At 74.1% G+C, this 25792-nt stretch carries 25 protein-coding genes and 1 pseudogene; 11 read left to right on the top strand and 15 right to left on the bottom strand.

Annotation, left to right across the window (positions count from 1 at the left end):
* Positions 1-15 precede the first annotated feature (15 nt).
* Positions 16-1506, top strand: a complete 1491-nt coding sequence (gene yczR, locus AC3EUJ_RS19620; RefSeq protein WP_431963035.1) for a MocR-like transcription factor YczR — start codon at positions 16-18, stop codon at positions 1504-1506.
* A gap of 97 nt (positions 1507-1603) precedes the next feature.
* Here the strand turns inward: yczR and AC3EUJ_RS19615 are convergent, their stop codons facing one another.
* The 3 genes and pseudogenes from AC3EUJ_RS19615 to AC3EUJ_RS19605 all read right to left on the bottom strand — a co-directional run bounded on the left by AC3EUJ_RS19615 (position 1604) and on the right by AC3EUJ_RS19605 (position 4029).
* Positions 1604-1990, bottom strand: a complete 387-nt coding sequence (locus AC3EUJ_RS19615) for a hypothetical protein (RefSeq protein ID WP_431963111.1) — start codon at positions 1988-1990, stop codon at positions 1604-1606.
* A gap of 168 nt (positions 1991-2158) precedes the next feature.
* Positions 2159-2653 (bottom strand): annotated as a pseudogene (locus tag AC3EUJ_RS19610) (MarR family winged helix-turn-helix transcriptional regulator); the annotation flags it as partial.
* A gap of 71 nt (positions 2654-2724) precedes the next feature.
* The gene (locus AC3EUJ_RS19605; RefSeq protein ID WP_431963033.1) at positions 2725-4029 is read right to left on the bottom strand and encodes a M28 family metallopeptidase; all 1305 of its coding nucleotides are present in this window, start codon (positions 4027-4029) and stop codon (positions 2725-2727) included.
* A gap of 167 nt (positions 4030-4196) precedes the next feature.
* On the opposite strand from AC3EUJ_RS19605, the gene AC3EUJ_RS19600 reads away from it, so the two are divergent.
* Both AC3EUJ_RS19600 and AC3EUJ_RS19595 read left to right on the top strand, forming a co-directional pair.
* A complete protein-coding gene (locus AC3EUJ_RS19600; protein WP_431963031.1) occupies positions 4197-4574 on the top strand; it encodes an RNA-binding S4 domain-containing protein in 378 nt (125 codons plus the stop codon).
* 212 nt (positions 4575-4786) lie between these two features.
* Positions 4787-5104, top strand: a complete 318-nt coding sequence (locus AC3EUJ_RS19595) for a hypothetical protein (protein ID WP_431963029.1) — start codon at positions 4787-4789, stop codon at positions 5102-5104.
* Between the two features lie 82 nt (positions 5105-5186).
* On the opposite strand, the gene AC3EUJ_RS19590 is transcribed toward AC3EUJ_RS19595, so the two are convergent.
* Positions 5187-7499 carry an ABC transporter permease gene (locus AC3EUJ_RS19590; RefSeq protein ID WP_431963027.1) on the bottom strand — a complete coding sequence of 771 codons (2313 nt, stop codon included), beginning with the start codon at positions 7497-7499 and terminating at the stop codon, positions 5187-5189.
* Positions 7496-8203, bottom strand: coding sequence for an ABC transporter ATP-binding protein (locus AC3EUJ_RS19585; protein ID WP_431963025.1), 708 nt, complete (start codon positions 8201-8203; stop codon positions 7496-7498). The genes AC3EUJ_RS19590 and AC3EUJ_RS19585 overlap by 4 nt, the downstream gene beginning before the upstream one ends.
* A gap of 138 nt (positions 8204-8341) precedes the next feature.
* On the opposite strand from AC3EUJ_RS19585, the gene AC3EUJ_RS19580 reads away from it, so the two are divergent.
* Complete coding sequence (locus AC3EUJ_RS19580) at positions 8342-9241, top strand: sensor histidine kinase (RefSeq protein WP_431963023.1); 900 nt, start codon at positions 8342-8344, stop codon at positions 9239-9241.
* The gene (locus AC3EUJ_RS19575; protein ID WP_431963021.1) at positions 9238-9948 is read left to right on the top strand and encodes a response regulator; all 711 of its coding nucleotides are present in this window, start codon (positions 9238-9240) and stop codon (positions 9946-9948) included. The genes AC3EUJ_RS19580 and AC3EUJ_RS19575 overlap by 4 nt, the downstream gene beginning before the upstream one ends.
* Positions 9949-10589: 641 nt before the next feature.
* Here the strand turns inward: AC3EUJ_RS19575 and AC3EUJ_RS19570 are convergent.
* Complete coding sequence (locus AC3EUJ_RS19570) at positions 10590-11033, bottom strand: YchJ family protein (protein WP_431963019.1); 444 nt, start codon at positions 11031-11033, stop codon at positions 10590-10592.
* 115 nt (positions 11034-11148) lie between these two features.
* Between AC3EUJ_RS19570 and AC3EUJ_RS19565 the strand changes: the two genes are divergently transcribed.
* Positions 11149-12027 carry an ATP-grasp domain-containing protein gene (locus tag AC3EUJ_RS19565; RefSeq protein WP_431963017.1) on the top strand — a complete coding sequence of 293 codons (879 nt, stop codon included), beginning with the start codon at positions 11149-11151 and terminating at the stop codon, positions 12025-12027.
* Positions 12028-12030: 3 nt separating this feature from the next.
* On the opposite strand, the gene AC3EUJ_RS19560 is transcribed toward AC3EUJ_RS19565, so the two are convergent.
* The 3 genes from AC3EUJ_RS19560 to AC3EUJ_RS19550 all read right to left on the bottom strand — a co-directional run bounded on the left by AC3EUJ_RS19560 (position 12031) and on the right by AC3EUJ_RS19550 (position 13811).
* Positions 12031-12792 (bottom strand): uracil-DNA glycosylase, encoded by a 762-nt coding sequence (locus AC3EUJ_RS19560; RefSeq protein WP_431963015.1) that lies wholly within the window; start codon positions 12790-12792, stop codon positions 12031-12033.
* Positions 12793-12913: 121 nt separating this feature from the next.
* Positions 12914-13057, bottom strand: coding sequence for a hypothetical protein (locus AC3EUJ_RS19555; protein ID WP_431963013.1), 144 nt, complete (start codon positions 13055-13057; stop codon positions 12914-12916).
* Positions 13058-13100: 43 nt separating this feature from the next.
* Entirely contained in the window at positions 13101-13811 is a 711-nt protein-coding gene (locus AC3EUJ_RS19550) for a TetR/AcrR family transcriptional regulator (protein WP_431963011.1), read from the bottom strand.
* A gap of 117 nt (positions 13812-13928) precedes the next feature.
* Between AC3EUJ_RS19550 and AC3EUJ_RS19545 the strand changes: the two genes are divergently transcribed.
* Positions 13929-15149: a saccharopine dehydrogenase family protein gene (locus tag AC3EUJ_RS19545; RefSeq protein ID WP_431963009.1), complete on the top strand. Its 1221-nt coding sequence runs from the start codon at positions 13929-13931 to the stop codon at positions 15147-15149.
* On the opposite strand, the gene tgmB is transcribed toward AC3EUJ_RS19545, so the two are convergent.
* The 5 genes from tgmB to AC3EUJ_RS19520 all read right to left on the bottom strand — a co-directional run bounded on the left by tgmB (position 15116) and on the right by AC3EUJ_RS19520 (position 18641).
* On the bottom strand, positions 15116-16072 hold the full coding sequence (tgmB, locus tag AC3EUJ_RS19540) for an ATP-grasp ribosomal peptide maturase (protein ID WP_431963007.1): 957 nt from the start codon (positions 16070-16072) through the stop codon (positions 15116-15118). The genes AC3EUJ_RS19545 and tgmB overlap by 34 nt on opposite strands.
* Positions 16073-16086: 14 nt before the next feature.
* Positions 16087-16278 (bottom strand): putative ATP-grasp-modified RiPP, encoded by a 192-nt coding sequence (gene tgmA / locus AC3EUJ_RS19535; protein ID WP_018562451.1) that lies wholly within the window; start codon positions 16276-16278, stop codon positions 16087-16089.
* Positions 16279-16924: 646 nt separating this feature from the next.
* Positions 16925-17104, bottom strand: coding sequence for a hypothetical protein (locus AC3EUJ_RS19530; protein WP_431963005.1), 180 nt, complete (start codon positions 17102-17104; stop codon positions 16925-16927).
* Between the two features lie 80 nt (positions 17105-17184).
* The gene (locus tag AC3EUJ_RS19525; RefSeq protein ID WP_431963003.1) at positions 17185-17739 is read right to left on the bottom strand and encodes a GNAT family N-acetyltransferase; all 555 of its coding nucleotides are present in this window, start codon (positions 17737-17739) and stop codon (positions 17185-17187) included.
* Positions 17736-18641, bottom strand: coding sequence for an amidohydrolase family protein (locus AC3EUJ_RS19520; protein ID WP_431963001.1), 906 nt, complete (start codon positions 18639-18641; stop codon positions 17736-17738). The genes AC3EUJ_RS19525 and AC3EUJ_RS19520 overlap by 4 nt, the downstream gene beginning before the upstream one ends.
* 140 nt (positions 18642-18781) lie before the next feature.
* On the opposite strand from AC3EUJ_RS19520, the gene AC3EUJ_RS19515 reads away from it, so the two are divergent.
* From AC3EUJ_RS19515 to AC3EUJ_RS19500, 4 genes are all read left to right on the top strand, one after another.
* Positions 18782-19981, top strand: coding sequence for a CaiB/BaiF CoA transferase family protein (locus AC3EUJ_RS19515; RefSeq protein ID WP_431962999.1), 1200 nt, complete (start codon positions 18782-18784; stop codon positions 19979-19981).
* A gap of 30 nt (positions 19982-20011) precedes the next feature.
* On the top strand, positions 20012-21154 hold the full coding sequence (locus tag AC3EUJ_RS19510; protein ID WP_431962997.1) for an acyl-CoA dehydrogenase family protein: 1143 nt from the start codon (positions 20012-20014) through the stop codon (positions 21152-21154).
* A 65-nt stretch (positions 21155-21219) separates the two neighbouring features.
* Positions 21220-22434, top strand: a complete 1215-nt coding sequence (locus AC3EUJ_RS19505) for an acetyl-CoA C-acetyltransferase (protein ID WP_431962995.1) — start codon at positions 21220-21222, stop codon at positions 22432-22434.
* 55 nt (positions 22435-22489) lie between these two features.
* Complete coding sequence (locus AC3EUJ_RS19500; protein ID WP_431962993.1) at positions 22490-24673, top strand: 3-hydroxyacyl-CoA dehydrogenase NAD-binding domain-containing protein; 2184 nt, start codon at positions 22490-22492, stop codon at positions 24671-24673.
* 84 nt (positions 24674-24757) lie between these two features.
* Here the strand turns inward: AC3EUJ_RS19500 and AC3EUJ_RS19495 are convergent, their stop codons facing one another.
* On the bottom strand, positions 24758-25534 hold the full coding sequence (locus AC3EUJ_RS19495; protein ID WP_431962991.1) for a MerR family transcriptional regulator: 777 nt from the start codon (positions 25532-25534) through the stop codon (positions 24758-24760).
* Between the last annotated feature and the right edge of the window lie 258 nt (positions 25535-25792).

The following is a 25792-nucleotide window of genomic DNA, read 5'->3' as shown; positions in this document are numbered from 1 at the left end:
GGTGGACCGGGAACCATGTCGCAGTGGACCGCAACGGTAGGGGTCACTCATCTCGCGCGCCTGCTGGAGCCCCGCCCGGCGCGGCGCGCCACCGGCCGCCGCGTCCCCGCCTACCGGGGGCTCGCCGACGGCATCCGGGTCGCGGTCCTCGAGGGACGCGTGCCCGTGGCCGCGCGGCTCCCCGCGGAACGCGAGCTGGCGCTCGCCCTCGCCGTCAGCCGCACCACCGTCGCCGCGGCGTACGAGGCGCTGCGCGCCGAGGGCTTCGCCCGGTCCCGGCGCGGCGCCGGCACGTGGACCGCCGTCCCGGACGGCCACGCCCTTCCGACCCGTGGTCTGGAGCCGCTGCCCCCGGACGCCGCGGGAACCGTCATCGACCTCGGCTGCGCGGCACTGCCCGCGCCCGAGCCGTGGCTGAGCCGCGCGGTGGAGGGCGCCCTGGCCGACCTGCCCTCCTACTCGGCCACCCATGGCGACTTCCCCGCCGGGCTGCCGGTGCTGCGCGAGGTCATCGCGGCCCGCTACACCGAGCGCGGCATCCCCACCCTTCCCGAGCAGATCATGGTGACCACCGGCGCCATGGGCGCCATCGCGGCCGCCGTGCGCCGCCTGGGCACCCCCGGCGAGCGCGTCGCCGTCGAGTCGCCGAGCTACGCCAACGTCCTGGAACTTCTGCGGGAGAACGGCGCCCGGCTCGTTCCCGTCGCCATGCGCGAGGGCCTGGGCGGCTGGGACCTGGACGCCTGGAAGCGGGTCCTGCGGGACGCGGCGCCGCGCATGGCCTACGTCATGCCCGACTTCCACAACCCCACCGGCACCCTCGTCCCCGACGACCAGCGCCGTGCCCTCGTCGAGGCCGCCCGCGCCGCCGGGACCGTCCTCGTCGCCGACGAGACCATGGCCGAGCTGCCCCTGGACGGGACGGCGTCCGCGCCGCGCCCGATGGCCGCCTTCGACCGCGGCGGCAGCGTCATCACCGTCGGCTCCGCGAGCAAGGCCATCTGGGCGGGGCTGCGTATCGGCTGGGTCCGCGCCGCGCCCGACGTCGTGCGCCGCCTCGTCAGCGCACGCGCCTACCTCGACCTCGGCTCGCCCGTCGTCGACCAGCTGGCCGTGGCCTGGCTGCTGCGGACCGGGGCGTGGGACGACGCGGTCGCCGCCCGCCGTGAACGGGCCCGCGCCCACCGCGACGACCTCGTGACCGCCCTCCGTGAGCGTCTGCCCGAGTGGGACTTCGCCGTCCCGTCCGGCGGCATGACCATGTGGGTGCGGACCGGCGACGTCTCCGGCTCACGCCTCGCCGTCGCGGGCGAGCGCCTCGGCGTCCGCGTTCCCTCCGGTCCGCGGTTCGGCGTCGACGGCGCCTTCGAGGGCTACATCAGGCTGCCCTTCACCGTCGGGGGGCCCGTCGCGCGCGACGCCGTCGAGCGCCTGGCGGCGGCCGCGCAGACCGTCCGTGACGGCGGCGGCTCCGAGGGCGAGGGCGCGGGGCTCTTCGTGGCCTGAGCCGGGTGCCCGGGGTGCCCCGGTGTGCCGGAGGCCGGGAAAGGGCCCGGGACGGCTCGCCGGGCGAGCCGTCCCGGGCGCGGGGACGCCGTCCGGCTCAGCGGCCGTCGGGGAGCTCCGTGAGGCGGAGACGGAGCTCGACCTCCTGGTCGCCGGAGACAGATCCCTGCTCCTCGAGGCGGAAGGAGTCGCCGAGCACCTTCTTGACCTCGCGTACATGGCGGGGCCCGCCGGAGAGGTCCGCGGTCAGGGCGCCGTCGAGGTGCACGGGGCCCAGTTCGTGGCCGTGGCTGCGGGTGTCGACGGAGGCGGCCCACACGGTCGGGTGGGAAGACCCGGGCCGCGGCTCCACGGCCTCGGTCAACGACTCGCCGGGACGCGTCGGGAAGGCGGCCTCCAGCGCGCCGAGCACGGCTCCGGCGTCCCCCCGTTCGCAGTCGGTGAGGAGGACGTCGACGTGGGAATTGGTGTGGTGACTGCTCATCAGCGGTTCTCCTCTCGCGGGAGGCCCGGCACGGTACGTTCGCCACCGCAAGCCGCGCCCCTCTTCAGCGTAGGACGGTGACCGGGTACCCGCAGCGGTCGCCCGGGTGCCGCCCCGCGGGTCGGACGGGGAGGAGGCCGGCGCGCCGTATGGCCGCACCGGCTCAGGCGGGGTGGGCTCCGCTTCGAGGGCGTCGACCAGGGGGGCCGGCTCCGGCTCCGCGGACGCCTCGGTGGGTTTCGTGCAGGGCGCCGTCGTTCGTGGGGCGGGCCTCGGCGAGCAGGGCGAGTCCCGCCTCGCTGACCTCGGTGTGGATGCCGCCGGCGGTCGGTCACGCAGAGGTACCGGGTGAGCGGGCCGCGGTCCTCCAGGCGCGCCACGAGCCGGGTGGTGGCGCTCTGGCTCAGCACGACGGCGTCGGCGACCCGGGTCATGCGCAGGTGCCCGCCCTTGCCCGCGTGTGGCGGCTGAGCACCTCGAGCAGCGAGAGCTCCCGCACGCTCAGCCCGTGCGCACTCTGCGGCGCCCGCTCGACGTGCGCCTCGATCCTGTCGTGCAGCCGCGACAGGGCGGGCACCACCTCTGGGCCGGTGCGACGGGTGCGGGGTCGGTGACGCTCGTACCACGAGAACAGTGGACCGCGACGGTTTCTCGCGTATGCAATAGGTGGCGCCCGCAACGACCGGTGGCGGCCCCCGCGCGCGAGCGGGGGCCGCCACCGGCTCGGGCGGCGGCTAGAACGTCAACTTCCAGCTGTTGATGTATCCGGTGTCCTGGGACGCCACGTCCTGCACGCGCAGCTTCCACGTGCCGCCCGCGACCTCGCTCGACGCGTTGACCGTGTACGTGGTGATCACGTTGTCCGCGGAGTCGCCGCCGCTGGAGTTCTTCAGCCGGTAGCTGCTCCCGTCCGGGGCGACCAGGTCCACGACGAGGTCGCCGCGCCAGGTGTGCCGGATGTCCACGCCGACCGCGAGGGCCGCGGGCGCGTTGCCACTGACACCGCTGACGGTGATCGAGGACGTCACGGCCGCGCCGTTGTCGGGGATGGCGACGTCCGCGGTGTTCTCGAAGACCGTGCCGGGCGGGGGAGTGGCGGCGGTGCCCAGGGTCCAGATCGCGTGGGCGATCGCGTCGCTGTTGTTGTCGAGGGCGGTGTCGTTGATGTTCGACGTCGTGTCGCAGGAGGAGTGGTAGCAGCGGTCGAAGGCCTGCCCGGCCGTGCCGCCCCACTTCTGCGCCTGGGCCGAGGTCTTGGTGTAGTCGGCGCCGGAGAACAGCCCGCCGACCGGGATGCCCGCGTTCTTGAAGGGCGCGTGGTCGGAGCGGCCGTCGCCCTCGGTCTCGATCTCGGTCGCGATGCCCTTGGCGGTGAAGAAGTCCTTGAAGACCTTCTCCAGCGCGGCGTTGTCGTCGTAGACGAAGTAGCCCGGGTTCGGCGAGCCGATCATGTCGAAGTTCAGGTAGCCGTCGATCCTGGCCCGGTCGGTGGAGGCCAGGCCGTTGACGTACGCCTTGGAGCCGACCATGCCCAGTTCCTCGGCGCCCCACCAGCCGAACCGCAGATGCTTGGTGGGCTGCAGGTTCTCGCGCGCGACGGCCAGGGCGGTCTCCAGGACCGCGGCGGAGCCGGAGCCGTTGTCGTTGATGCCGGGCCCCGCGGTGACCGAGTCGAGGTGCGCCCCCGCCATGATCACGTGGTTGGTGTCGCCGCCGGGCCAGTCGGCGATCAGGTTCCAGCCGGTGGCGCCGCTCGAGGTGAACTGCTGGAGCGCGGTGGTGTAGCCGGCGGCGTCGAGCTCGGCCTTGACGTAGTCGATCGAGGCCCGGTAGCCGGCTCTGCCGTGGGCCCGGTTGCCACCGTTGGCGGTGGCGATCGACTGCAACTGGCTCAGGTGCGCCTTGACGTTCGCCACCGGGATGTCGGGGGCGGCGGCGAGGACGGCGGGCCGCGCGGAAGCGGGTGTCGCGGAGGCGGTGAGCAGGGCCGCCGCGAGCGCGGTGGCGGCCCCGGCCGCGACGATCTTGAATGCGGGCACAGGTCACTCCGGTGTGTGGGGGATGGAGTTGCGCGGGACTGTGCGGGCGGTGCGGAGGCATGTTTGACGTGTGCATGCCTGGGCGCATCCTGTGGGGCGCGGGGCCTTCCGTCAAGAGCGCATACCGGACGCCGCGTTCCGGGAACCGGGCGCGCTAGGGTCGTGACATGGCTGACGACGAAGGCCCCGTGCGGGTCGACGCCTGGATCTGGTCCGTACGGCTCACGAAGACGCGCTCCATGGCCGCCACCGCGTGCCGCGCCGGGCACGTGCGGGTCAACGGCGAGCGCGTCAAGCCCGCGCACGCGGTCCGCCCCGGTGACGAGGTGCGGCTGCGCGGTGCGGGGCGCGAGCGGATCGTCGTCGTCACGCGCCTGGTGCGGAAGCGGGTCGGCGCGCCCGTCGCCGCCGAGTGCTTCGTCGACAACAGTCCTCCGCCCCTCACCCCGGAGGAGGTGCCGGCACCCGTCGTCCGCGACCGCGGCACGGGCCGGCCGACGAAGCGGGACCGGCGGGAGATCGAGCGGCTGCGCGGCACGCGCTGAGGCGGGGCCGGACGGCCGCTCACCCGGCGGCGGTGGCCAGGAGGCGGAGCGCGGTCAGGTGCGCGCGTGCCCCGTCGAGCTGCGGTCGGCCGGCCGTCCCCTTCCGGCCGGCAGCGCCTCGCCGGAACGCTGCTCCTGCGCGGCACCCCCCGGTCACCCGCGAGGGCCGGCGCCTCGGCCAGGCGGAGCCGGCACAACCCCGCTGCCACGGGATGACGCGGGCCGCTCAGCACGGTGAGGGCGGCCTCGAACTCAGCGACCGCCGCGGCGTGATCGCCCAGCAGGACGAGCAGGTCACCGAGGTCCCCGTGGGCGTCGGCGGTGCCCGGCGCGTTGCCCAGCTCCTCGAACAGGCGCAAGGCCGTACGGTGGCAGGCCGGCGTGCCCGTCGTGTCCCCCTCCTCGCGGGTCACCCGGCCCAGTCCGCACAGCCCGTACGCCTCGCCCAGCCGGTTGCCGGCGCGGCGGTGCACGGCCATGGCGTCCTCGGCCGCGGCGAGCCGCGCGGGGCACCCTGCTCCACGGGGTGATGCGGGCCGGGTGTCCGCCCCTGCCGCGCGGACGGGGCAGGGGCTCACGACGTGCGGCCCGCGGCGTCCCCCGTCCGCGCCGTCACTCGTTGTGGAGCACCTGCGCGATCGTCAGGCGGGCCGCGCGTCGGGCGGGCAGGTAGGCGCCGAGGACCGCGATGGCGATGCCCGTCAGGGCGAGGGCGGACAGGGCCGGCGGGTGCCAGACGTCCGTCATGTACGGGGGCAGGGTGAGGTCGACCGCGTCCGCCATGCGCGGGACGACCTGCCGGTAGCCCCAGATGCCCAGGGGGACGCCGAGCGCGGAGCCGAGGGCGCCGAGGGCCGCCATCGAGCTCGTCGTCATCACCGTGACCTGGCGCGGGGTCATGCCGATGGACTTGAGCATGCCCAGGTCGCGGCGCCGGTCGCGGGTGTTGAGGACGACAGTGTTGAAGACGCCGAGGGACGCGACGAGGGCCAGCATGGCGGTGAGCACCGAGGCGGAGCCGACCACGGTCTGGGTGATGGTGTTCGGGCCCGTGATCGCCGGGCTGACGCCCGGGTCGGCGGCCGCGGCGGCGCGGGCGTAGGCGGCCGGGTCGGTGCCGTCGCGGAGCTTGACGTGGTAGGCGATGGGATCCTCCTCGGGGGCGAGCGCCGTGAACGTCGGCCAGTCGGCGACGAGCAGTTGGCCGTTGCTCTCCATGAACGCGCCGACCACGGTCACCTCCTCGCTCCGGTCGCCCTTCCGCAGCCGTACGTCGTCACCGACGCTCAGGCCCGACTGCCGGAGCCAGGCCGTCCCCGCGACGACCTCGCCGGCCCGGCGTATCCAGCGGCCCTCGGTGAGGACGCTGTCCAGCTCGGGCCCGTCGCCGCGGCGGCCCTCGAGCATGGCCTTGCGCGTGGAGCCGGCGACCGTCACCTCCACGTCCCCCCGGGCCGTGATCCCGGCGACGCCCGGCAAAGAGCCCAGAAGGGACTGGAGTTGCGGGTCGTCGTGTTCCGGCTCGACGAGCTCGCCGTGCCGCACGTTGCTCGCGTACACCGTGACCTGGAACGCGTCCCGGCCCGCGTCGCCGAACCGGGTCATCGTCGCGGCCAGGCCGGAAGCGAACGTCACGGTGGTCACGCCCAGGACCACCGCGGCCACCGTGAGAACGCTGCGGCCGGGCCGGGCGAAGGGCAGCCCCAGGCCGAGGCTCACCGAGCGCGGCAGCCGGCTGCCGGCCAGGCGGCGTTGCACGCCCAGCGCGCGCCCGGCCCGCGGCGCGGTGCCCGCGCTGATCGCCCGCGCCGCGGAGAGCCGGCGCGCGCGCAGCGAGGGCGCGAGCGCGGCGAGGACGCAGACGGCCGGCATACCGAGCAGGGCGAGCACGTTCACCCACGGCGCGATGCCGACGCTGTCGTGGAACACGCCCGCGTCGGGCCCGGTGAACGTGAAGCGCAGGAACGGCGCCGCCAGGAGGTTCCCGGCCACGACGCCGGCGGCGCAGCCGACGACCGCGGGCGCGGTCACCATCACCAGGTACACGGCGAGCACCTGTCCCGGTGTGAACCCCAGGGCCTTGAGGATGCCGATGTGCCGGAAGCCGGAGATCACGGCACCGCTCACCACGTTGGCGACGATCAGCACGGAGACCACGATGCCGAGGATGCCGAAGGCCATCAGGTACGGCGCGTACGCCCGCGCCGCCCCTCCGATCCGGTGCTTGAGCGTGAGGTACGACTGGGAACCGGTGAGCGCGCCCTGCGGGAGCCGCGCGGTCACCGCCCCCAGCTGCTCGCGGAGCCCGGTGTCCGACGACGCGTCGGAGAAGCGAAAGAGCATCTGCGTGGTGGCGGGGTGCAGCGCGTCGATCTGGGAGGGCGCCACCCAGGCGTCCGCGGTGCGGCTCAGGTCGAAGGCGAAGCCCACGATGGTGAGCGTGGGCCCGGAGGGGACCGGGATCCGCTTGCCCAGGTCGTCGGCGGTCCAGTCCGACTGCCGGTTGAGGACCACCTCGCCGGGCGCGGTCGCCCAGCGGCCCGCCCACAGGTCGAGCCGGTCCACCGCCCCTTCCGGCTCCGCGCGTCCGACGACCGTGACCTCGCCGAAGACCCCGTACTTCGCGGTGTCCCGCGGCAGGTCGACCGTGGCCTGCGGGTACGGTCCGGCGGCCGCCTCGACACCCGGTTGCCGTGCGGCCTCGGCCAGTTGCGCGTCCGAGACCACCGACCGGTCGAAGGCGGCAACGACATGGGGCCCTTGCTGCTTGCCGAAGGCCTTGTCGAACGGCGAGGAGGCCGCGTCGACCAGGCCGAGCGCGACCACGATCGCTCCCGTCGAGGTCAGCGTGACCAGCGCGATGACCAGGGTCTGGAGCCTGCGCCGCCGTACGGCCGCCCGCGCGGCCCGCCACACCGCCCTCATGCGGACGGCTCCAGGGTGTGCTGCCCGGTCACCCGGCCGTCGGCGAGGGTGACCAGGCGGCTGGCGCAGCGGCGCGCCAGGTGCTCGTCGTGCGTCACCAGGACGAGCGTCTGGCCGATCTGGTTGAGGTCGAGGAGCAGGTCCATCACCTGCTCGCCCGCGCGGCTGTCCAGGGCGCCGGTCGGCTCGTCGGCGAGCAGCAGGGCGGGCCTGTTCATCAACGCGCGGGCCACGGCGACGCGTTGCCGTTCGCCGCCGCTCAGCACGGCCGGATAGGCGTTGGCGCGGTTCGCGATGCCCAGTTCCTCGAAGAGCTCCATGGCGCGGCGCCGGGCCGGACGGGCCGGGGTGCCGGTCAGCTGGGCGGCGAGCGCGACGTTGTCCAGCGCGGACAGGTCGTCGACGAGGTTGAAGAACTGGAAGATCATGCCGATGCGGCGTCGCCGGTACAGCGCGAGGCCCTTCTCGCTGAGCCGCCCCACGTCCTCCCCGTGCACCAGCACCGTGCCGGCCGTCGGCCGGTCCAGGCCGGCGATCATGTTGAGAAGGGTGGACTTGCCGCACCCCGAGGGGCCCATCACCGCGACCGCCTCCCCCGCGTGGATCTCCAGCGTCACGCCGTTCAGGGCCGTCGTCTCGCCGTATTCCTTGTGCACGCCGTCGAGTCGAACGACGGCCTTCCCACTGCTGTCCTCAGTGACCATGCACAGGACGCTAGGGGCCCGGCGCGGTCCGGACATCCCTCCTCGGATGGCACATGGGCGGCATCTCATCCTGGGGATGCAGGAACCCTGCATCCAGGGGCTGATGCGCTCGGGGTGGACGTCTGCGAAGGTGATCCTGTGGCGAATGGGGGGTCGGACGTGCTGGTCGTGGCACTGGGGGTGGCGTGCGCGGCCGCCGCGTGCCTGGCGGTGGCCCTGGTGCGGGTCCGGCGCCGCTGGCAGGCGGCCGTGGGGGAGCGCGGCTGGCTGCTGGAACGGGAGCGGGAGAGCGCCGCGCGTGCTGCGGTGGCCGCCGAACGGGACCGCATCGCAAGGGAGTTGCACGACATCGTCAGTCACAACGTCAGCCTCATGGTGGTCCAGGCCGGGGCGGCCCGTGAGGTGCTGGGCACCATGCCGGACGAGGCCGCGGCGGCGCTCCGGGCGGTCGAGGACGCGGGGCGCGGCGCCATGACCGACCTGCGGCACCTGCTGGGACTCCTGGCGCCGTCCCCGGGCGGCGTGGACGACGAGGACGACGAGGGAGCGGGAGCGGGGCGCGGTCCGTTCGCGGCCGGTGACGGCGGCGTCGCGGCGCTGGCCCCGCAGCCCGGCCTCGACCGGCTCGGGGCGCTCGTCGACCGGGTCTCCTTCGCCGGGCTGCCGGTCGAGGTGCGCGTCTCGGGCGAGCCGCGCCCGCTGCCGCAGGGCATCGACGTGACGGCGTACCGCATCATCCAGGAGGCGCTGACCAACGCGCTCCGGCACGGCGACGGCGGAGAGGCGGAGGTGACGGTGCGGTACGCGGAACGCGCGCTGCGCGTGGAGGTGCTCAACTCCGGCCCCAGCGTGCTGAACGGAGCCGGGACCGTGCGGCCCGCGCCGGCCCGCACCGCGCCGCGCCGCCGCGAGGGCACCGGGCGCGGGCTGCTGGGCCTGCGCGAACGGGTCGCGGTGTACGGAGGAGACCTGGACGCCCGGCGCCGCCTCGGCGGGGGTTACCGGGTCAGGGCGCGCATCCCGCTGGACCGGCCGTGACGGCGGCGGACGGGACGGCCCCGCGTGTGCTCATCGCCGACGACCAGACCCTCATCAGGACCGGCTTCCGGCTCATCCTCACCGCGCGCGGCATCACGGTGGTCGGCGAGGCGGCGGACGGCGCGGAGGCGGTCGCCGAGGCACGCCGGCTGCGGCCGGACGTCGTGCTGATGGACATCCGCATGCCGGCCATGGACGGCCTGGAGGCCACCCGCCGCATCCTGGAGCGGACCCCGCAGTGCCGGGTGCTCATCCTGACCACCTTCGACCTCGACCGCTACGTCTACACGGCGCTGTCGGCCGGGGCGAGCGGCTTCCTGCTCAAGGACGTCACCCCCGAGCACCTGGCCGCGGCGGTACGGCTGGTCGACACCGGGGACGCCCTGCTGGCGCCGTCGATCACGCGGAGGCTGGTGGAACGCTTCGCCTCGGGGGCGGCGTCCGCACAGCTCGGGCCTTCGGTCCACGCCGACCTCGCCGCCCTGACCCCGCGCGAGCTGGAGGTCCTCACGCTGCTCGGCCGCGGCCTGTCCAACCTCGAACTGGCCGCGGAACTGACACTGAGCGAGGCGACGGTGAAGTCGCACGTGGCCCGCATCTTCGCGAAGCTGGCGCTGCGCGACCGGGCACAGGCGGTCGTCCTCGCCTACGAGACGGGCCTGGTGCGGCCGGGCGGCCTCGGCGCCGGGGGCTCCCCGCAGGGGTGACGCCGCCCCTACGACGCGGTCGTGGTGGGGTTTTGCCCGTGGTGCGGGCTTACGGGCCGGCGCCGTCGGGCCGGCGCCGTCGGGCCGGCGCCGTCGGGCCGGCGCCGTCGGGCCGGTTCGGTGCCGCGGGGTCGCCCGCAGCGGTGGACCCCCGCGCGGAGCGGACGGCGGACCGGCAGGCGAAGGCCGTGCCGGGTGCCGTGCCGCCCTCCGGAAGTCCCCCGAGCCCGTCGGTCGCGGCGGTCCGCGGGTTCGGGGCCTCGATGCCCTCGCGCTTCGTTCCGCAGGGTGCAGCCGTGGGTCCCGGACTCGGTGCCGGAGAACCCGCGAGACTTGGCGGCGGCCGGCTTGTGAGTGAGGTTGGCGCGAGCGACCGAGCAGCCGCCGGGCCCAGCGCCACCGCGTCGGTCACGCGGGGCGGCCCGCCGTCTTCGGTATGGATGCCGGGCCCCGCCCCCCGGCGTGCGGATCCGGGCGCCGACGGCAGGAAGCCGACCGCGTTCACCACGGTGCTCACCACGGGTCCGAAGAGCTCCACCGCGACAGATCCCGGCGCGGGCGGGGCGGGTGCCTTCGTGCTCCACGTTGTCGTCGCCGCTTCCGTTCCCCGCCGCCCTGCCCCGCGGGGTGCGGCGCGGCGCTCAGGGCAGGGGGGCCACGTAGACCCAGGCCCCGTCGTGGCGGATGAAGCGGCTGTTCTCCTCCATCACGTCGTGCTCGCCGTGCACGCTGTAGTGCGCGCGGAAGGCGACGGTGCCGTCGCTGTGGAAGGCGCTGCCGTCGGTCGTGGCGAGGATCTCCAGCCCTTCCCAGCGCACGTGGTGGTCGAGGTCCAGCTCCGCCGGCCGGGTCTCCGGGTGCCAGGTGCGCAGCACGTATGCCGCGTCGTGCACAACGTAGGCGCTGTAGCGGGAGCGCATCAGGGCCTCGGCGGTCGGGGCGGCGGCATGGCCGGCGTGGTACCGGCCGCAGCAGTCGCCGTACGTGGCGGGCAGACCGCAGGGGCACGGCGCGCCGGGGGAGTGCGGCACGGGGCGGGTGTGGGGGCGCGGGGCGGAACGGCGGCCGGGGCGGGACTTGGGCATGCCGCCATTGTGCACGGCCGCCGCGGGCACCCCCGGAGGCCGTGTGACCACCGGCGATTCCGCCCGGGTAGCCTGCGGGACGGCAAGATCTCCGCCCGACCCCGAGGAGCCCCCCGTGCCGCAGCCGAGGATCGCCCTGGTGACGACCGCGCACCTCCCGGAGGGCACCGTCGACCGCGACCTGCCCCTGCTGCGCGACGCCGTCGCCGCCGAGGGCGCCGAGGCCGTGGTCGTGAACTGGGACGACCCGGAGGCCGACTGGGCCGGATTCGACCTGGCGCTCATACGGTCGACCTGGGACTACACCTTGCGCACCGCGGAGTTCCTGGCCTGGGCCGACCGCTGCGGTGCCGCCACCACCCTGCTCAACCCGCCCGCGATCGTGCGCTGGAACTCCGACAAGCGCTACCTGGGCGAGCTGGCCTCCCTGGGCGTGCCCGCGGTCGCCACCCGCTACCTGCCGCCGGGCGGCGGCGTCGACGGGCTGCCCGGCGGCCACGAGTTCGTGGTCAAGCCCGCGGCGGGCGCGGGCGCCCGCTACGCCGCGCGCTACCGCCCCGGGCAGCACGAGGAGGCGCGGGCGCACGTGGCGCGGATGCACCACGAGGGCATCACCGCGATGGTCCAGCCCTACATGCCGCGGATCGACACCACCGGCGAGCGCGCCCTGGTCTTCCTCGGCGGACGCTTCCTGCACGCGATCGCCAAGAACGCCGTGCTGTTCCCGGACACCCGCTACGACCAGCGCAAGGTCGCCCACCCCGGCGTGCGGCCCTGGAGTCCGACCGAGGCCGAACTGGCCGCCGCGGAGCGGGCGCTGGCCGCCGTGCCGGGCCGGCCGGAGCTGCTCTACGCGCGGGTGGACCTGGTCGACGCCGAGGACGGCACACCGCGCGTGATGGAGCTGGAGCTCATCGAGCCCAACCTGTTCCTGATGGACCACCCGGCCTCGCTGCCCGTGGTCGCCGGCGCGATCGTGCGCGCCGCCGGCTGAGTCTCAGCCGGTCACGGGCAGCCCGGCCCGCTCGCCGGCCGCCGCCAGGACCTCGCGCAGCATGGCGGGGGTGAGCCGCCCGGTGAAGGTGTTCTGCTGGCTGACGTGGTAGCAGCCGTACAGGTGCAGCGGCGGCTCCCCTTCGGCGGGGGCCGCCAGCTCCACGTGCGCGCCGTGCCCGAACCGGGGCAGCGGCCGCGGCAGCCGGTACCCGGCGCCGCCGAGTACGGGCAGCAGCGCCTGCCAGCCGAACGCGCCGAGAACGACGACCGCGCGCAGCGTGGGCCGCAGCAGCTCCAGTTCGCGCACCAGCCACGGACGGCAGGTCAGCCGCTCCTGCGTGGTGGGTTTGTTGGCGGGCGGCGCGCAGTGCACGGGCGCGGTCACCCGTACCCCGTACAGCTCCAGGCCGTCGCCGCGTTCCGTGGACGTGGGCTGGGAGGCCAGGCCGACGGCGTGCAGCGCCTCGAACAGCACGTCGCCCGAGCGGTCACCGGTGAACATCCGGCCGGTGCGGTTGCCGCCGTGCGCGGCGGGCGCCAGACCGACCAGGGCCAGCGCGGCGTCCGGCGGGCCGAAGCCCGGCACGGGACGGGCCCAGTAGTCCCACCCGGCGTAGGCGCGGCGGCGGACCCGGGCGGTCTCCTCGCGCCAGGCGACCAGCCGCGGACAGGCCCGGCAGCCGGTCAACCGCTCGTCGAGGGCGACCAGGTCCGCCGCCCCGGGCGCGGCGAGGGCGGGGAAGCCCGCCGATTCCTGCTGCACCGGGTGCCGTCCCTTCGCGGCCCCTACGGCGGTCGTACGGGCCGCGCCCCACGCTACCGAGCCCCCGGCCCCGCCGCAGGGGGCGGCGGGGCCGGGGGCTCGCGGAGGGACGTACGCCGGGTCAGGCGCAGGCCGGCTCCGGCTCCGCCGCCGGACCGGACGGCCTCGCCTCGTCCGCGGCGTCGACGGGGCGCAGCCCCTCGCCCCCGACGTCCGGCAGGATCCGGTGCCGACGGCGCGCCCGGCCGGGCAACGCCACGGTCATCGTGACCAAGCATGCGCAGGCGACGAGAACGGGACGCGCGTCCTCAGTCCTCCCGCGACGCCGCCAGCCGGGCCGCGGCGCTTTCCAGGAGCATGTCGAGGGCGGTGGGGTAGGCGCTGCGGTTCATACGGGCGACCAGCAGGCCTGCGGTGGCCGCGATGTGCGGGTGGGTCCGCGCCGGGAGGCGCGCGTACGTCTCCCGCCACACGTCGCGGTCGGCGGCCTGGGCCGCCTCGGGGAGGGCAAGGGTCGCCGCGTCCAGCGCGGCGAAGGCCAGGGCCTGGTCGATGAAGGCCTGGTAGATCGCCACCGCCGCGGGGTCGGGGAACCCGGCGGTGCGCAGGATGCCCAGGACCGCCTCGTCGGCCGCGGTCTCGTGGGCGCGGCCGGAGACCCGGCTGGCGGTCAGCACCGCCGCCTGCGGGTGGGCGAGGTACGCCGTGTGGATACGCAGCCCCAGGTCGCGCAGGTCGGCGCGCCAGACGCCGGTGGACTCCCAGCCCGCCATCGCCCGGCCCATCAGGTCGTCCGCGATGGCCAGCGTGAGGTCGTCCATGCCGCGGAAGTAGCGGTACAGCGCGCTCGGGTCGGCGCCGAGCGCGGCGCCCAGCCGCCGGACGGTCAGCCCGGCCGGGCCGTGCTCGCGCAGCATCCGCAGCGCGGTGTCGACGATCAGCCGGTGCGAGAGCACCGCCCCGCTCCTGGTGGGGCGGCGGCGCCGGCGCGCGGCCTCCTGGACGACCTCCTTGGGCACCCGCCCCTCCCTTCACGCCGAGCCGAGCTTATGCCAACGCCATTGACCATACGTCGGGGGGCGGCGTTTCATCCCTGGGCAGAGGCGCCTCCGCCTCGGAACGGAGACTTGTCAGCCATGCGTGTACTGCTTGTGGGAGCCGGCGGTGTGGGTACCGCGATCACCCGGATCGCCGCCCGTCGCTCGTTCTTCGAGGCCGTGATCGTCGCCGACTGGGACCTCGCCCGCGCCGAGGCCGCCGTCGCGGCCGTGGACGACGGGACCGGCCGGTTCTCCACCGTCCGGGTCGACGCCTCCGACGAGGCCGCGGTCACCGCGCTGCTCACCGAGCGGCGCTGCGACGTCCTGCTCAACGCCACCGACCCGCGCTTCGTGATGCCCCTGTTCGGTGCCGCCCTCGCCGCCGGCGCCGACTACCTCGACATGGCGATGTCGCTGTCCCGTCCGCACCCGGAGCGCCCCTACGAGGAGTGCGGGGTCAAGCTTGGCGACGCCCAGTTCGAGCGTGCCGCCGAGTGGGAGAAGGCCGGACGGCTGGCCCTGGTCGGCATGGGCGTGGAGCCGGGCCTCTCGGACGTCTTCGCCCGCTACGCCGCTGACGAGCTGTTCGACGCGATCGAGGAGATCGGGGTGCGCGACGGCGCCAACCTCACCGTCGACGGCTACGAGTTCGCACCGTCGTTCAGCATCTGGACCACCATCGAGGAGTGCCTCAACCCGCCCGTGGTCTACGAGGCCGGACGCGGCTGGTTCACGACCCCGCCCTTCAGCGAGCCCGAGGTCTTCGACTTCCCCGAGGGCATCGGCCCCGTCAGTTGCGTGAACGTCGAGCACGAGGAGGTGCTGCTGATGCCGCGCTGGGTCGACGCGGGGCGCGTCACCTTCAAGTACGGCCTGGGCGAGGAGTTCATCGGCACCCTCAGGACCCTCCACCAGCTCGGCCTGGACCGCACCGAACCCGTCGAGGTGAACAGCGACTCGGGACCGGTCCGGGTCAGCCCGCGGGACGTCGTGGCCGCCTGCCTGCCGGACCCGGCGACGCTGGGCGAGCGCATGCACGGCAAGACCTGCGCCGGTACGTGGGTCAAGGGCACGAAGGACGGCCGGGCGCGCGAGGTGTACCTGTACCACGTCGTCGACAACCAGTGGTCGATGCGGGAGTACGGCTCGCAGGCCGTCGTCTGGCAGACGGCCGTCAACCCCGTCGTGGCCCTGGAGCTGATGGCCGCGGGCACCTGGGCGGGCAGCGGCGTCCTCGGCCCTGAGGCCTTCGCTCCGGGTCCCTTCCTCGACCTGCTGACCGCCTACGGCGCCCCGTGGGGCGTGCGGGAGTCCTGACAGCCGGCCAGCCAGCCGGCGATGGCCGCGGTGATGGGCTGCCCCGTCGCCAGCTCGACGAAGCCGAACTGCCCGCCCTGGTTGCACTCCAGGAACCACCAGGTCCCGTCGGCGTCCTCGGCGAAGTCGAAGGCGCCGTAGGCGAGTCCGGCCGCGGCCGTGTACTCCCGGACCGAGCGCGCGATGCGCACCGGCGGCTCGACGGGCTCCCAGTCCGCGTCCTCGGGGCTGCCGAACCGGCCGTCGACCTGGTCGGGACCGGACTTCTTGCGGGCCGCGAAGAGTTCCGCCCCCACGCAGGTCAGCCGGATGTCGGCGGCCTTGGGTATGTACTGCTGCAGCAGGGTCGGCCCGGCCGCCACCGCGGAGAAGTCGGCGTCCGGGTCGACCAGCGTGGTCGGCAGCGCCATCGGCGGATCGCCCGGGTGCGTCCCGGAGACCGACTTGACGACCAGCCGCGGATGCTGCTCGGCGAACTCCCGTGCCGCCTGCGGGAAGGTGGTGATGAGCGTGGCGGGGACCGCGAACCCCGAGTGGTGCGCGGTGAACAACTGCCACGGCTTGTAACGGGCCTGCGCCGCGGCGGCCGGGTGGTTCATCCACCTGGCCCGCACGCAGCGCAGCGCCCCGTACAGTGCCCCGCCGGCCTCGGCGGTCAGCCACGCCGACTGCTCCGCCGCGCCCGCGGCGGGTGTGCCGGGTCTTCGGATCCAGATGGAGCGCACGCTGTCCATGCTCACCATGCGCTCCTGGACCGACAGGTACCCGCTTACGTCACCGCGTACGTACTCGGCCGACATGGACACCTCGCCGGGCAGGTCCGCAGGGTCCAGGCGGACCACCGGCGTCCCGCGGTCGTGCAGTGCCGCCACCACCAGGTCGGCAGTCACGTCCTCGGGAGAGGTGAGGATCAGGACGGTCATGGGGTTCGGAGCGTTCAGTCGTCGAAGTGCGTCTTGGAGCCCGCGGTGGAGACGGTGGCGGCCGTGGCGAGCAGCAGCGCGCGATCAGTGATGACGGGGCGTCCGTCGGGGAGCACGTTCAGCTGTAGGGCGGAATCGTAGGTGTACGGCGCGACAAATGTTTCGGGTGTGGCCGGCCGGGCATGAATCAGCGCGAACGGTCGCATGGCTTCTCCTCACTTCTCCTGCGCGTCGGGCAGCAACCAGCGCCAGTGCCCAACTGCGGCCCTACGTATGAGACTCACGTGGTGCCCCGAACCGTTCCCTGTTGTTGATGTGACGCAGGTAACTATACGTGCCTGAAGTGCGTTGGGTTCACTACGCAGAGTGACATGACGACTCTCTGCCGTAGGTACCGGCGGGGGCCACTGGTGTTCGGATACCCCCTGTACGGCGCGGGTCGCGCACCGTCACGGAGCTCGCCTCCCGCGCTCCTCCTCCAGCGCCGGCGCCCGGGGGTCGTTTCCCGGCCGCTCCGCCCCCGAACCGCCCGCGCGCTTACCGTGGTTGGCGGCGAGCAGGTCCCGGTGCCGGTGCGCGAAGGACCGGTGGCCCGTGGCGTACGGGCAGGCGCGCTCACCTTCCCTTCCGCGGGCCGGCAGGCGCAGCCGTCGCGCTGGTCGCTCATGCTGTGGATGCGGGCGCCCGCCGAGGTGTACGGCGCGGTGGTCATCGGCCTGTCCTCCGCGTACTGGGACATCCCGACGACGTTCGGTGCCGTCACGCAGTCGTGGTCGTCGGCGAGGCGGCGGTGTCGGTCCGTCAACTCTGCCGATGCGCAGCCGTGTTGGAGGGCGTGGCTGACCGGCACCATCAGTCGCGGGTGTGCCGGGTCCACCCGGTGTCGCGGACCTGGGCCGGCGCCTTCGGCGGGCAACGGACCCGCGCCGCCTCCGCGTCCAGCTCCGGGAACCAGCGCGGCAGCCGCGTGTGGCGGCCCGTCGGTGTCGTCGTACCGGAGGAGGCGCCGACGACGTCGAGCAGGCCCGCCACCTCGACGCGCCCGACCGGAAGGTCGAACAGCGCGGCAGCGCCGGTGGCCGGCTCGACCGCGGCCAGTGGCCCCGGCGGTGTCAGCGGCCCTTTTCGCCGCCGGGCGCTGTGATGTCGCGCTGCCAGCGGGTCTCGCCGTCCACGACGATCGACGTGGGGGTGAGGCCCGCGGCCGCGGCGACGGCCGCGGACGCCCGGTGACCGGGGTGGACGTGGGCGATGACGCGGTCCACGGGGAGCGCGGCGAGTCGGCCGACGAGAGCGACGGCCGCCTCGCCGGCGATGCCCCGGCCCTGCCAGGGACTGCCGACCACCCAGGCGACCTCCGCGACCACGCCGTCCGGGGTGTCCCACGCCACCGTCGCCTGCACGGTGCCCGTGAGGCGGTCCTCCTCGGGGAGCCGGATCACCCAGTTCCACCAGGAGACCGCGGGGTCCCCGGAGCCGGCGACCAGACGGGCGTAGCGGGTGCGCAGGCCAGGCGCGTCGTACGGCGTACCGCCGGTGAACGCGTGGAGCCCGGGGTCGGAGAGCACGGCGGCCATCTCCTCCGCGTGCTCCACGAGCAGCGGTTCGAGCACCAGCCGCGGCGTGGTGATCGCCTCGGGGCCGGCGGGCCGTACGGGCGGCGTCACCGCGGGATCCCGAAGAGGCGGACGGCGTTGCCGTGCAGGACGCCCCGCGTCCACGCGTCGCCCAGCTCCAGCCGGGTCAGTGCCTCCAGGGCGTGCAGGTAGGTGTACGGGATGTTGGGGAAGTCGCTGCCGAACAACACGCGCTCCCCGAGGTCGGCCAGCCGCTTGCGCTCCGGCGGCGGGAAGGGTGCCTCGGCCTCGCTGAAGTCCGTGAACGCCATCGTCGTGTCCAGGTGCACGCCCCCGTACCGTTCGGCCAGGTCCAGGAACGCCCCGTACTCGGGCATGCCCATGTGGGCGACGACCAGCCGGAGCCGGGGGTGCCGGGCCAGCAGCCGCGCGATCGGGACGGGGCCGGTGTGGCGGCCGGGGACGGGCCCCGACCCGCAGTGTGTGACGACGGGGACGCCGCTGTCCGCGAGCAGCCCCCAGACGGGGTCGAGGAGCGGGTCGTTGGGGTCGAATGCCCCGACCTGGACATGGCACTTGAAGACCCGGGCGCCCGCCTCCAGCGCCTGCCGGACGTAGCCGGGCGCCTCCGGCTCGGGGAAGAAGGTCGCCGTCCGCAGGCAGTCCGGCGTCCGGGCGGCGAAGTCCGCTGCCCAGGAGTTCAGCCAGGCGGCCATGGCGGGCTTGTGGGGGTAGAGCATCGAGGTGAAGGCGCGGACGCCGAACGCCCGCAGCGTGGCCACCCGCTCTTCCTCGTGGGTGCGGTACGCGATGGGCCACGGGCGGCGCGTGAGCGGGCCTGCGGAGTCGAAGTACGACCAGACCTTGGCCATCACCCGGTCCGGCATGAAGTGCGTGTGCACGTCCACGATCCCCCGCAGGCCCAGCCCACGCCAGAGCGCCCTCACCCGTACGGCGTCGTCCGGCGGCGCCACGTCCGTCACCTCTGCCACTGTGTCTCCTCCATGGCGGTGATCCTCACACGAACCGCGGCCCGCCGGGGCTGCGGCCCTTGTCAACGGCATCGCACATCCATAGCATCACCAGTGTTACAGCAATACTGTCATGCCTGTTGCGAAGCCGGAGGCCCTCGATGACCGAGGCGGGAACGCGACCTGGGGAAGCGGCCTCCACCGGCGGTCCGCTCGCCGGTGTGCGCGTGGTCGAGCTGGCCGGCATCGGCCCGGCCCCGTTCGCCGCCATGCTGCTCGGCGACCTCGGTGCCGACGTCGTCCGCGTCGACCGGCCCGGCGGCTCGCGGCTCGGCATCGACCCGGCGCACGACGTCACCAACCGCAACAAGCGCTCCGTGGTCGCCGACCTCAAGAGCGAGGAGGGCGCCCGGCTGGTCCTGGACCTCGCCGCCCGTGCCGACATCCTGCTGGAGGGCAACCGCCCCGGCGTCGCCGAACGTCTCGGCGTCGGCCCGGCCGACTGCCACGCCCGCAACCCCCGTCTCGTCTACGGCCGGATGACCGGCTGGGGCCAGGACGGGCCGCTCGCCCCGCGCGCCGGGCACGACATCGGCTACATCGCCGTCGCCGGGGCCCTGGGGATGATCGGCTCCGGCGACGGGCCGCCGGCGATCCCGGCCAACCTGCTCGGCGACTACGCCGGGGGCTCCCTCTACCTGGTCACCGGAGTCCTCGCGGCCCTGCACCACGCCCGCGCCACCGGCACCGGCCAGGTCGTCGACGCGGCCATCGTCGACGGCGTCGCCCACCTCGGCGCGATGATCCGCGGCATGGTGGCCGCCGGGGGCTGGCAGGACCGGCGCGGCGCCAACCTGCTGGACGGCGGGTGCCCCTACTACGCCGTCTACGAGACCGCCGACGGCGGCTGGATGGCGGTCGGCGCACTGGAACCCGCCTTCTACGCGGAGTTCGCCCGGCTGCTGGGCCTTCCCGACGACGCCCCCGACCGGGGCGACCTCGGACGCTGGGACGAGCTGCGCACCCTGATCGCGGCCCGCTTCAAGTCCCGTACCCGCCAGGAGTGGACCGAGATCTTCGAAGGCAGTGACGCCTGCACGGCGCCGGTGCTGTCGCTGACCGAGGCCGCGACCCACCCCCACCTGGCCGCCCGCGGCACCTTCGCCGGCACCGGCGGCATCACCCAGCCCGCTCCCGCCCCGCGTTTCTCCGCCACCCCCGGCGCGCTGCGGCGGCCGCCGGCCCTGCCCGGGGCGCACACCGCGGAGGTCGCCCGCGACTGGGACCTGCCGGCGCTCGCCCCCGGGGCCGCGATGCCCACCACCACCCTCGTCGATCGGACCGGGGACCGGCTCCCGTAGCCGGGCCACCGGCGGAAGGCAGGCACCAGCATGCAGCGTGACCTCTTCACGGCCGGGCACGAGGCGTTCCGGGAGACCGTCAGGACCTTCCTCGCCAAAGAGGTGCTGCCGCACCACGAGCGCTGGGAGAAGGCAGGCATCGTCGACCGGGAGGCCTGGCTCGCCGCCGGCCGCCAGGGCCTGCTCGGCCCCGCGGTGCCCGAGGAGTACGGCGGCGGGGGCAGCGACGACTTCCGCTACGCGGTGGTGCTGGCCGAGGAGTTCGCCCGGGCCGGGGCGCACGGACTCGCCCTGGGCCTGCACAACGACATCGTCGGCCCGTACCTGACCGGACTGGCCACCGAGGAGCAGAAGCGGCGCTGGCTGCCCGGGTTCTGCAGCGGCGAGACCATCACCGCCATCGCCATGACCGAGCCAGGCGCGGGCTCCGACCTGCAGGGCGTCCGCACCACCGCCACCGACGCGGGCGACGCCTGGGTCCTCAACGGCTCCAAGACCTTCATCTCCAACGGAATCCTCGCCGACCTCGTCGTGGTCGTCGCACGCACCACCCCCGAAGGCGGTGCGCGCGGGCTGAGCCTGCTCGTGGTGGAGCGCGGCATGCCCGGCTTCGAACGCGGCCGCAACCTCGACAAGATCGGCCAGAAGGCCCAGGACACCGCCGAGCTCTTCTTCCACGACGTACGGGTGCCCAAGGAGAACCTGCTGGGCACCGAGAACCAGGCCTTCCTCCACCTCATGGCCAACCTCGCCCAGGAGCGGCTGGCCATCGCCGTCGCCGCGGCGGCCGCCGCCGAGCACCTGCTGGACCTCACCACCACGTATGTCAAGGAACGCGAGGCCTTCGGCCGGCCGCTCTCCCGGCTCCAGCACATACGGTTCGAGATCGCCGAAATGGCCACCGAGTGCGCCGTCACGCGCACCTTCGTCGACCGCTGTGTCGGCGAGCACATGGCGGGGCGGCTCGACGCGGTGCACGCGTCGATGGCCAAATGGTGGGCGACGGAACTGCAGAAGCGGGTCACCGACCGCTGCCTGCAACTGCACGGAGGCTACGGCTACATGAGCGAGCTCCCGATCGCGAAGGCCTTCACCGACGGACGCGTCCAGACCATCTACGGCGGCACCACGGAGATCATGAAGGAGATCATCGGCCGTTCGCTGCTCGGCTGAACCCCCCGGCCCGCCCCTCCCTGCCCGTCACCCACACCGGCACCCTCATCGAAAGGCACCCGACGTTGAGCACCGACGCCTACGTCTACGAGGCCATCCGCACCCCGCGCGGGCGCGGCAAGGCCAACGGCTCCCTGCACGGCACCAAGCCCATCGACCTGGTCACCGGGCTCATCGACGAACTCCGCCGCCGCCTGCCGGGTCTCGACCCGGCCGCGATCGACGACATCGTGCTCGGCGTCGTGACCCCGATCGGCGATCAGGGTTCCGACATCGCCAGGACCGCCGCCATCGCCGCCGGGCTGCCCGAGACCGTGGCGGGCGTCCAGGAGAACCGCTTCTGCGCCTCCGGCCTGGAGGCCGTCAACATGGCCGCCGCCAAGGTCCGTTCCGGCTGGGAGGACCTGGTGCTCGCCGGCGGCGTCGAGTCGATGTCCCGCGTCCCCATGGGCTCCGACGGCGGCGCCTGGGCCATGGACCCGATGACCAGCTACACCACGGGCTTCGTGCCCCAGGGTGTGGGCGCCGACCTCATCGCCACCATCGAGGGCTTCAGCCGCCACGACGTGGACTCCTACGCCGCCGAGTCGCAGGCCCGCGCCGTCGAGGCGTGGAAGGAGGGCCGCTTCGACCGCTCCGTCGTCCCCGTCGTCGACCGCAACGGCCTGGTCGTCCTCGACCGCGACGAGCACATCCGGCCCGGCACCACCGCGGAGAGCCTGGCCGGGCTCAAGCCGTCCTTCGCCACGATCGGCGAAGCGGGCGGTTTTGACGCCGTCGCGCTGCAGAAGTACCACTGGATCGAGAGGATCGACCACGTCCACCACGCCGGCAATTCCTCCGGCATCGTGGACGGCGCCGCCCTGGTCGCCATCGGCAACCGTGAGACGGGCGAGCGCTTCGGCCTGACCCCGCGTGCCCGCATCGTCGCCGCCGCGGTCTCCGGCTCGGACCCCACCATCATGCTCACCGGTCCCGCCCCCGCCTCCCGCAAGGCGCTCGCCAAGGCCGGGCTGTCCGTCGACGACATCGACCTCGTCGAGATCAACGAGGCCTTCGCCGCCGTCGTCCTGCGCTTCATGCGCGAGATGGGCCTGAGCCACGACAAGGTCAACGTCAACGGCGGAGCCATCGCGCTCGGCCACCCCCTCGGCGCCACCGGCGCCATGATCCTGGGCACCCTGATCGACGAACTGGAGCGCCGCGACCAGCGGTACGGACTCGCCACGCTGTGCGTCGGCGGCGGTATGGGCATCGCCACCGTCGTCGAGCGTCTCTGACCGGCCTCGCCGACAGTCCCCGTCCCGCTTCATCCCGCAACGGAGCCGACCGAACATGAACGCTCTTCCGACGAACACCACCATTCGCTGGGAACAGGACGAGACCGGGGTCGTCACCCTCGTCCTGGACGACCCCAACCAGTCCGCGAACACCATGAACCAGGCCTTCAGGGAGTCCCTGCGGGCCGTCGCCGACCGCCTGGAGGCCGAGCGCGAATCCGTCCGCGGCGTCATCGTCACCTCCGCCAAGAAGACCTTCTTCGCCGGCGGCGACCTCAAGGACATGATCAAGGCGGGCCCCGAGGACGCTCCGCAGATCTTCGAGGCCGGCATGGCGATCAAGCGCGACCTGCGCCGCATCGAGGCCCTCGGCAGGCCGGTCGTCGCCGCGATCAACGGCGCGGCCCTCGGCGGCGGTTACGAGATCGCGCTCGCCTGTCACCACCGTGTCGCCCTCGACGCGCGCGGCTCCAAGATCGGCCTGCCCGAGGCGACGCTCGGCCTGCTCCCCGGCGGCGGCGGGGTGGTCCGCACCGTGCGGCTGCTCGGCATCACCGACGCCCTGTTGAAGGTGCTCCTCCAGGGCACGCAGTACGACCCGAAGGGCGCCTTGGAGAACGGCCTGATCCACGAGGTCGCCGGCGACCACGACGACATGCTCGCCAAGGCCCGCGCCTTCATCGACGCCCACCCCGAGTCCGCGCAGCCCTGGGACGCCAAGGGCTACCGCATCCCCGGCGGCACCCCCAGCACCCCGGCGTTCGCCGCCAACCTGCCCGCCTTCCCGGCCAATCTGCGCAAGCAGCTCGCCGGCGCCCCCTACCCGGCGCAGCGCAACATCCTCGCCGCCGCCGTCGAGAGCGCCCAGGTCGACATCGAGACCGCGTTCGAGATCGAGGCCCGCTACTTCACCGAGCTGGTGACCGGCCCGATCGCGAAGAACATGATCCAGGCCTTCTTCTTCGACATGCAGGCCGTCAACTCCGGCGCCAGCCGCCCCAAGGACGTCCCGGCCCGCACCGTCACCAAGGTGGCCGTGCTCGGCGCCGGCATGATGGGCGCGGGCATCGCCTACGCGTGCGCCAAGGCCGGCATCGAGGTCGTCCTGAAGGACGTCACCGCCGAGGCCGCCGAGCGCGGCAAGGCGTACTCCACGGGACTCCTGGACAAGGCCCTGGCCAGGGGTCGTACCACCCAGGAGAAGCGCGACGAGCTGCTCGGCCGGATCCACCCCACCGCCGACCCGCAGGACCTGGCGGGCTGCGACGCCGTCATCGAGGCGGTCTTCGAGGACCCGGCCCTGAAGCACAAGGTCTTCCAGGAGGCCGAGGGCGTCGTCGCCCCCGACGCCCTGCTGTGCTCCAACACCTCCACCCTGCCCATCACGCTGCTCGCCGAGGGCGTGCAGCGCCGTGAGGACTTCATCGGCCTGCACTTCTTCTCGCCGGTCGACAAGATGCCGCTGGTCGAGATCATCAAGGGCGCCGGCACCGGCGACGAGGCGCTCGCCCGTGCCTTCGACCTGGTCCGCCAGATCCGCAAGACCCCGATCGTCGTCAACGATTCGCGCGGCTTCTTCACCTCGCGCGTCATCGGGCACTTCATCAACGAGGGCGTCGCGATGGTCGGCGAGGGCATCGACCCCGCCACCGTCGAGCAGGCCGCCGCCCAGGCCGGCTACCCCGCCAAGGTGCTCTCCCTGATGGACGAGCTGACGCTCACCCTGCCCCGCAAGATCCGCGAGGAGTCGCGGCGCGCGGTGGAGGAGGCCGGCGGCACCTGGCGACCGCACCCCGCCGACGTCGTCATCGACCGCATGGTCGAGGAGTTCGGCCGCCCCGGACGCAGCGGCGGCGCGGGCTTCTACGAGTACGCGGACGGCAAGCGCGCGGGCCTGTGGCCCGGACTGCGCGAGCACTTCACCAAGCCGGAGGCGGCGGGCGTCCCCTTCGAGGACCTCAAGGAGCGCATGCTCTTCGTCGAGGCCCTGGGCACCGTCCGCTGCCTGGAGGAGAGGGTCCTCACCTCCGTCGCCGACGCCAATATCGGCTCCATCCTGGGCATCGGCTTCCCCGCCTGGACCGGCGGCGTCCTGCAGTACGTCAACGGTTACCCCGGCGGCCCGGCCGGCTTCCTCGCCCGCGCCGAGGAGCTGAGGGCCGCCTACGGCGAGCGCTTCGCGGCACCGGAGCTGCTGCTGCGGAAGGCCGAACGGGGCGAGACCTTCACCGACGGCTGACCCGTACGGCCGGCCAGGACGCCCGGCCATCGGCCGGGACGACGGTGCCGCGGCCCCCGCGCCGGCGGCCGGGGCACCGTCGTCTCAGTCCGCGCCGCGCCCCCGGTCGCCGAGCCCGGCGGCCGTGGAGCGCAGTTCCTCGGCGAGCGACCGCTGGAAGGCGGTGACGAGGGCCTGGACGACCATCGGCTGCAGGTCGTCGGTGAGCCTGCGCATCCTCGCCCGCTCCTCCGGGGCCGGGCGCCCGGCCACGTACGGCTGCCACACCTCCTGCTGGAAGAGCCGGTGCAGCTCGTGGGCGACCGCGCGGGCGTGCTTCAGCACGATCTCCCGGGTGGCGAGCAGCGTCTCCAGCGGGATCGGCACGTCCAGCAGGCGCACGCCCAGGTGCAGCAGCGCCGGATTCACCAGCAGCACACCGGGGTCCGCGGTGGGGTGCAGGACGCCCATGGCCGCGAGCCGGTCCAGGTCATGGCCGCTCAGCGGCCGGCCCGCGCGCTGCTCCAGCTTGTCGCGGGCCAGCTCCTCCGCGGCGTCCGGCATCCACGTCGCCACCAGGGCGCGGTGCAGCGCGAGGTCCTCGGGGGTGATGTCGGCGGGCAGTTGGTCGAGGTAGCGGCCGATCGCGGCCAGCGTCAGTCCCTGTCGCTGCAGCTCCTCGATCAGTGCCAGCCGGGCCAGGTGGTCCGGCCCGTACAGACCGACGCGGCGGGTGCCGAGTTCCGGCGGTGGCAGCAGGCCCTTGGCGCTGTAGAAGCGGATCGTGCGGACCGTCGTACCGGACCGTGCCGCGAGCTCGTCCACCGTCAGGCGCGGCTCCTCGGCCGCCGGCGCGGTCTGCCGGGCGGGGGACTGCGTCATGCGCCGGATCTCGCTCTCTGCCTCGCCGCGCTGGTCATGACACCAGTATGACCGGTCGCGATCCGGAGCCGGGGCCGCGCGGTCGCCGACGGCGGCCGGACCGGCCCGCGCTTCCCGCGGCGCGACCGAGGCCGGGGAAGCCTGCCGGCGGGCCGCCCTCCGTGCGATAGATGCGTTCGACTACTGTTGCCGAACGGCAATGGTCGAAGATGATCGGCACTGTCCCGAAGTGCTCCCGGCCAGGGTGACGTTCGCGTA

It is taken from the genome of Actinacidiphila sp. bgisy160 (assembly GCF_057707815.1).
The sequence above is the reverse complement of the archived record's forward strand: the minus strand, read 5'-3'. Positions and strand labels throughout refer to the sequence as shown.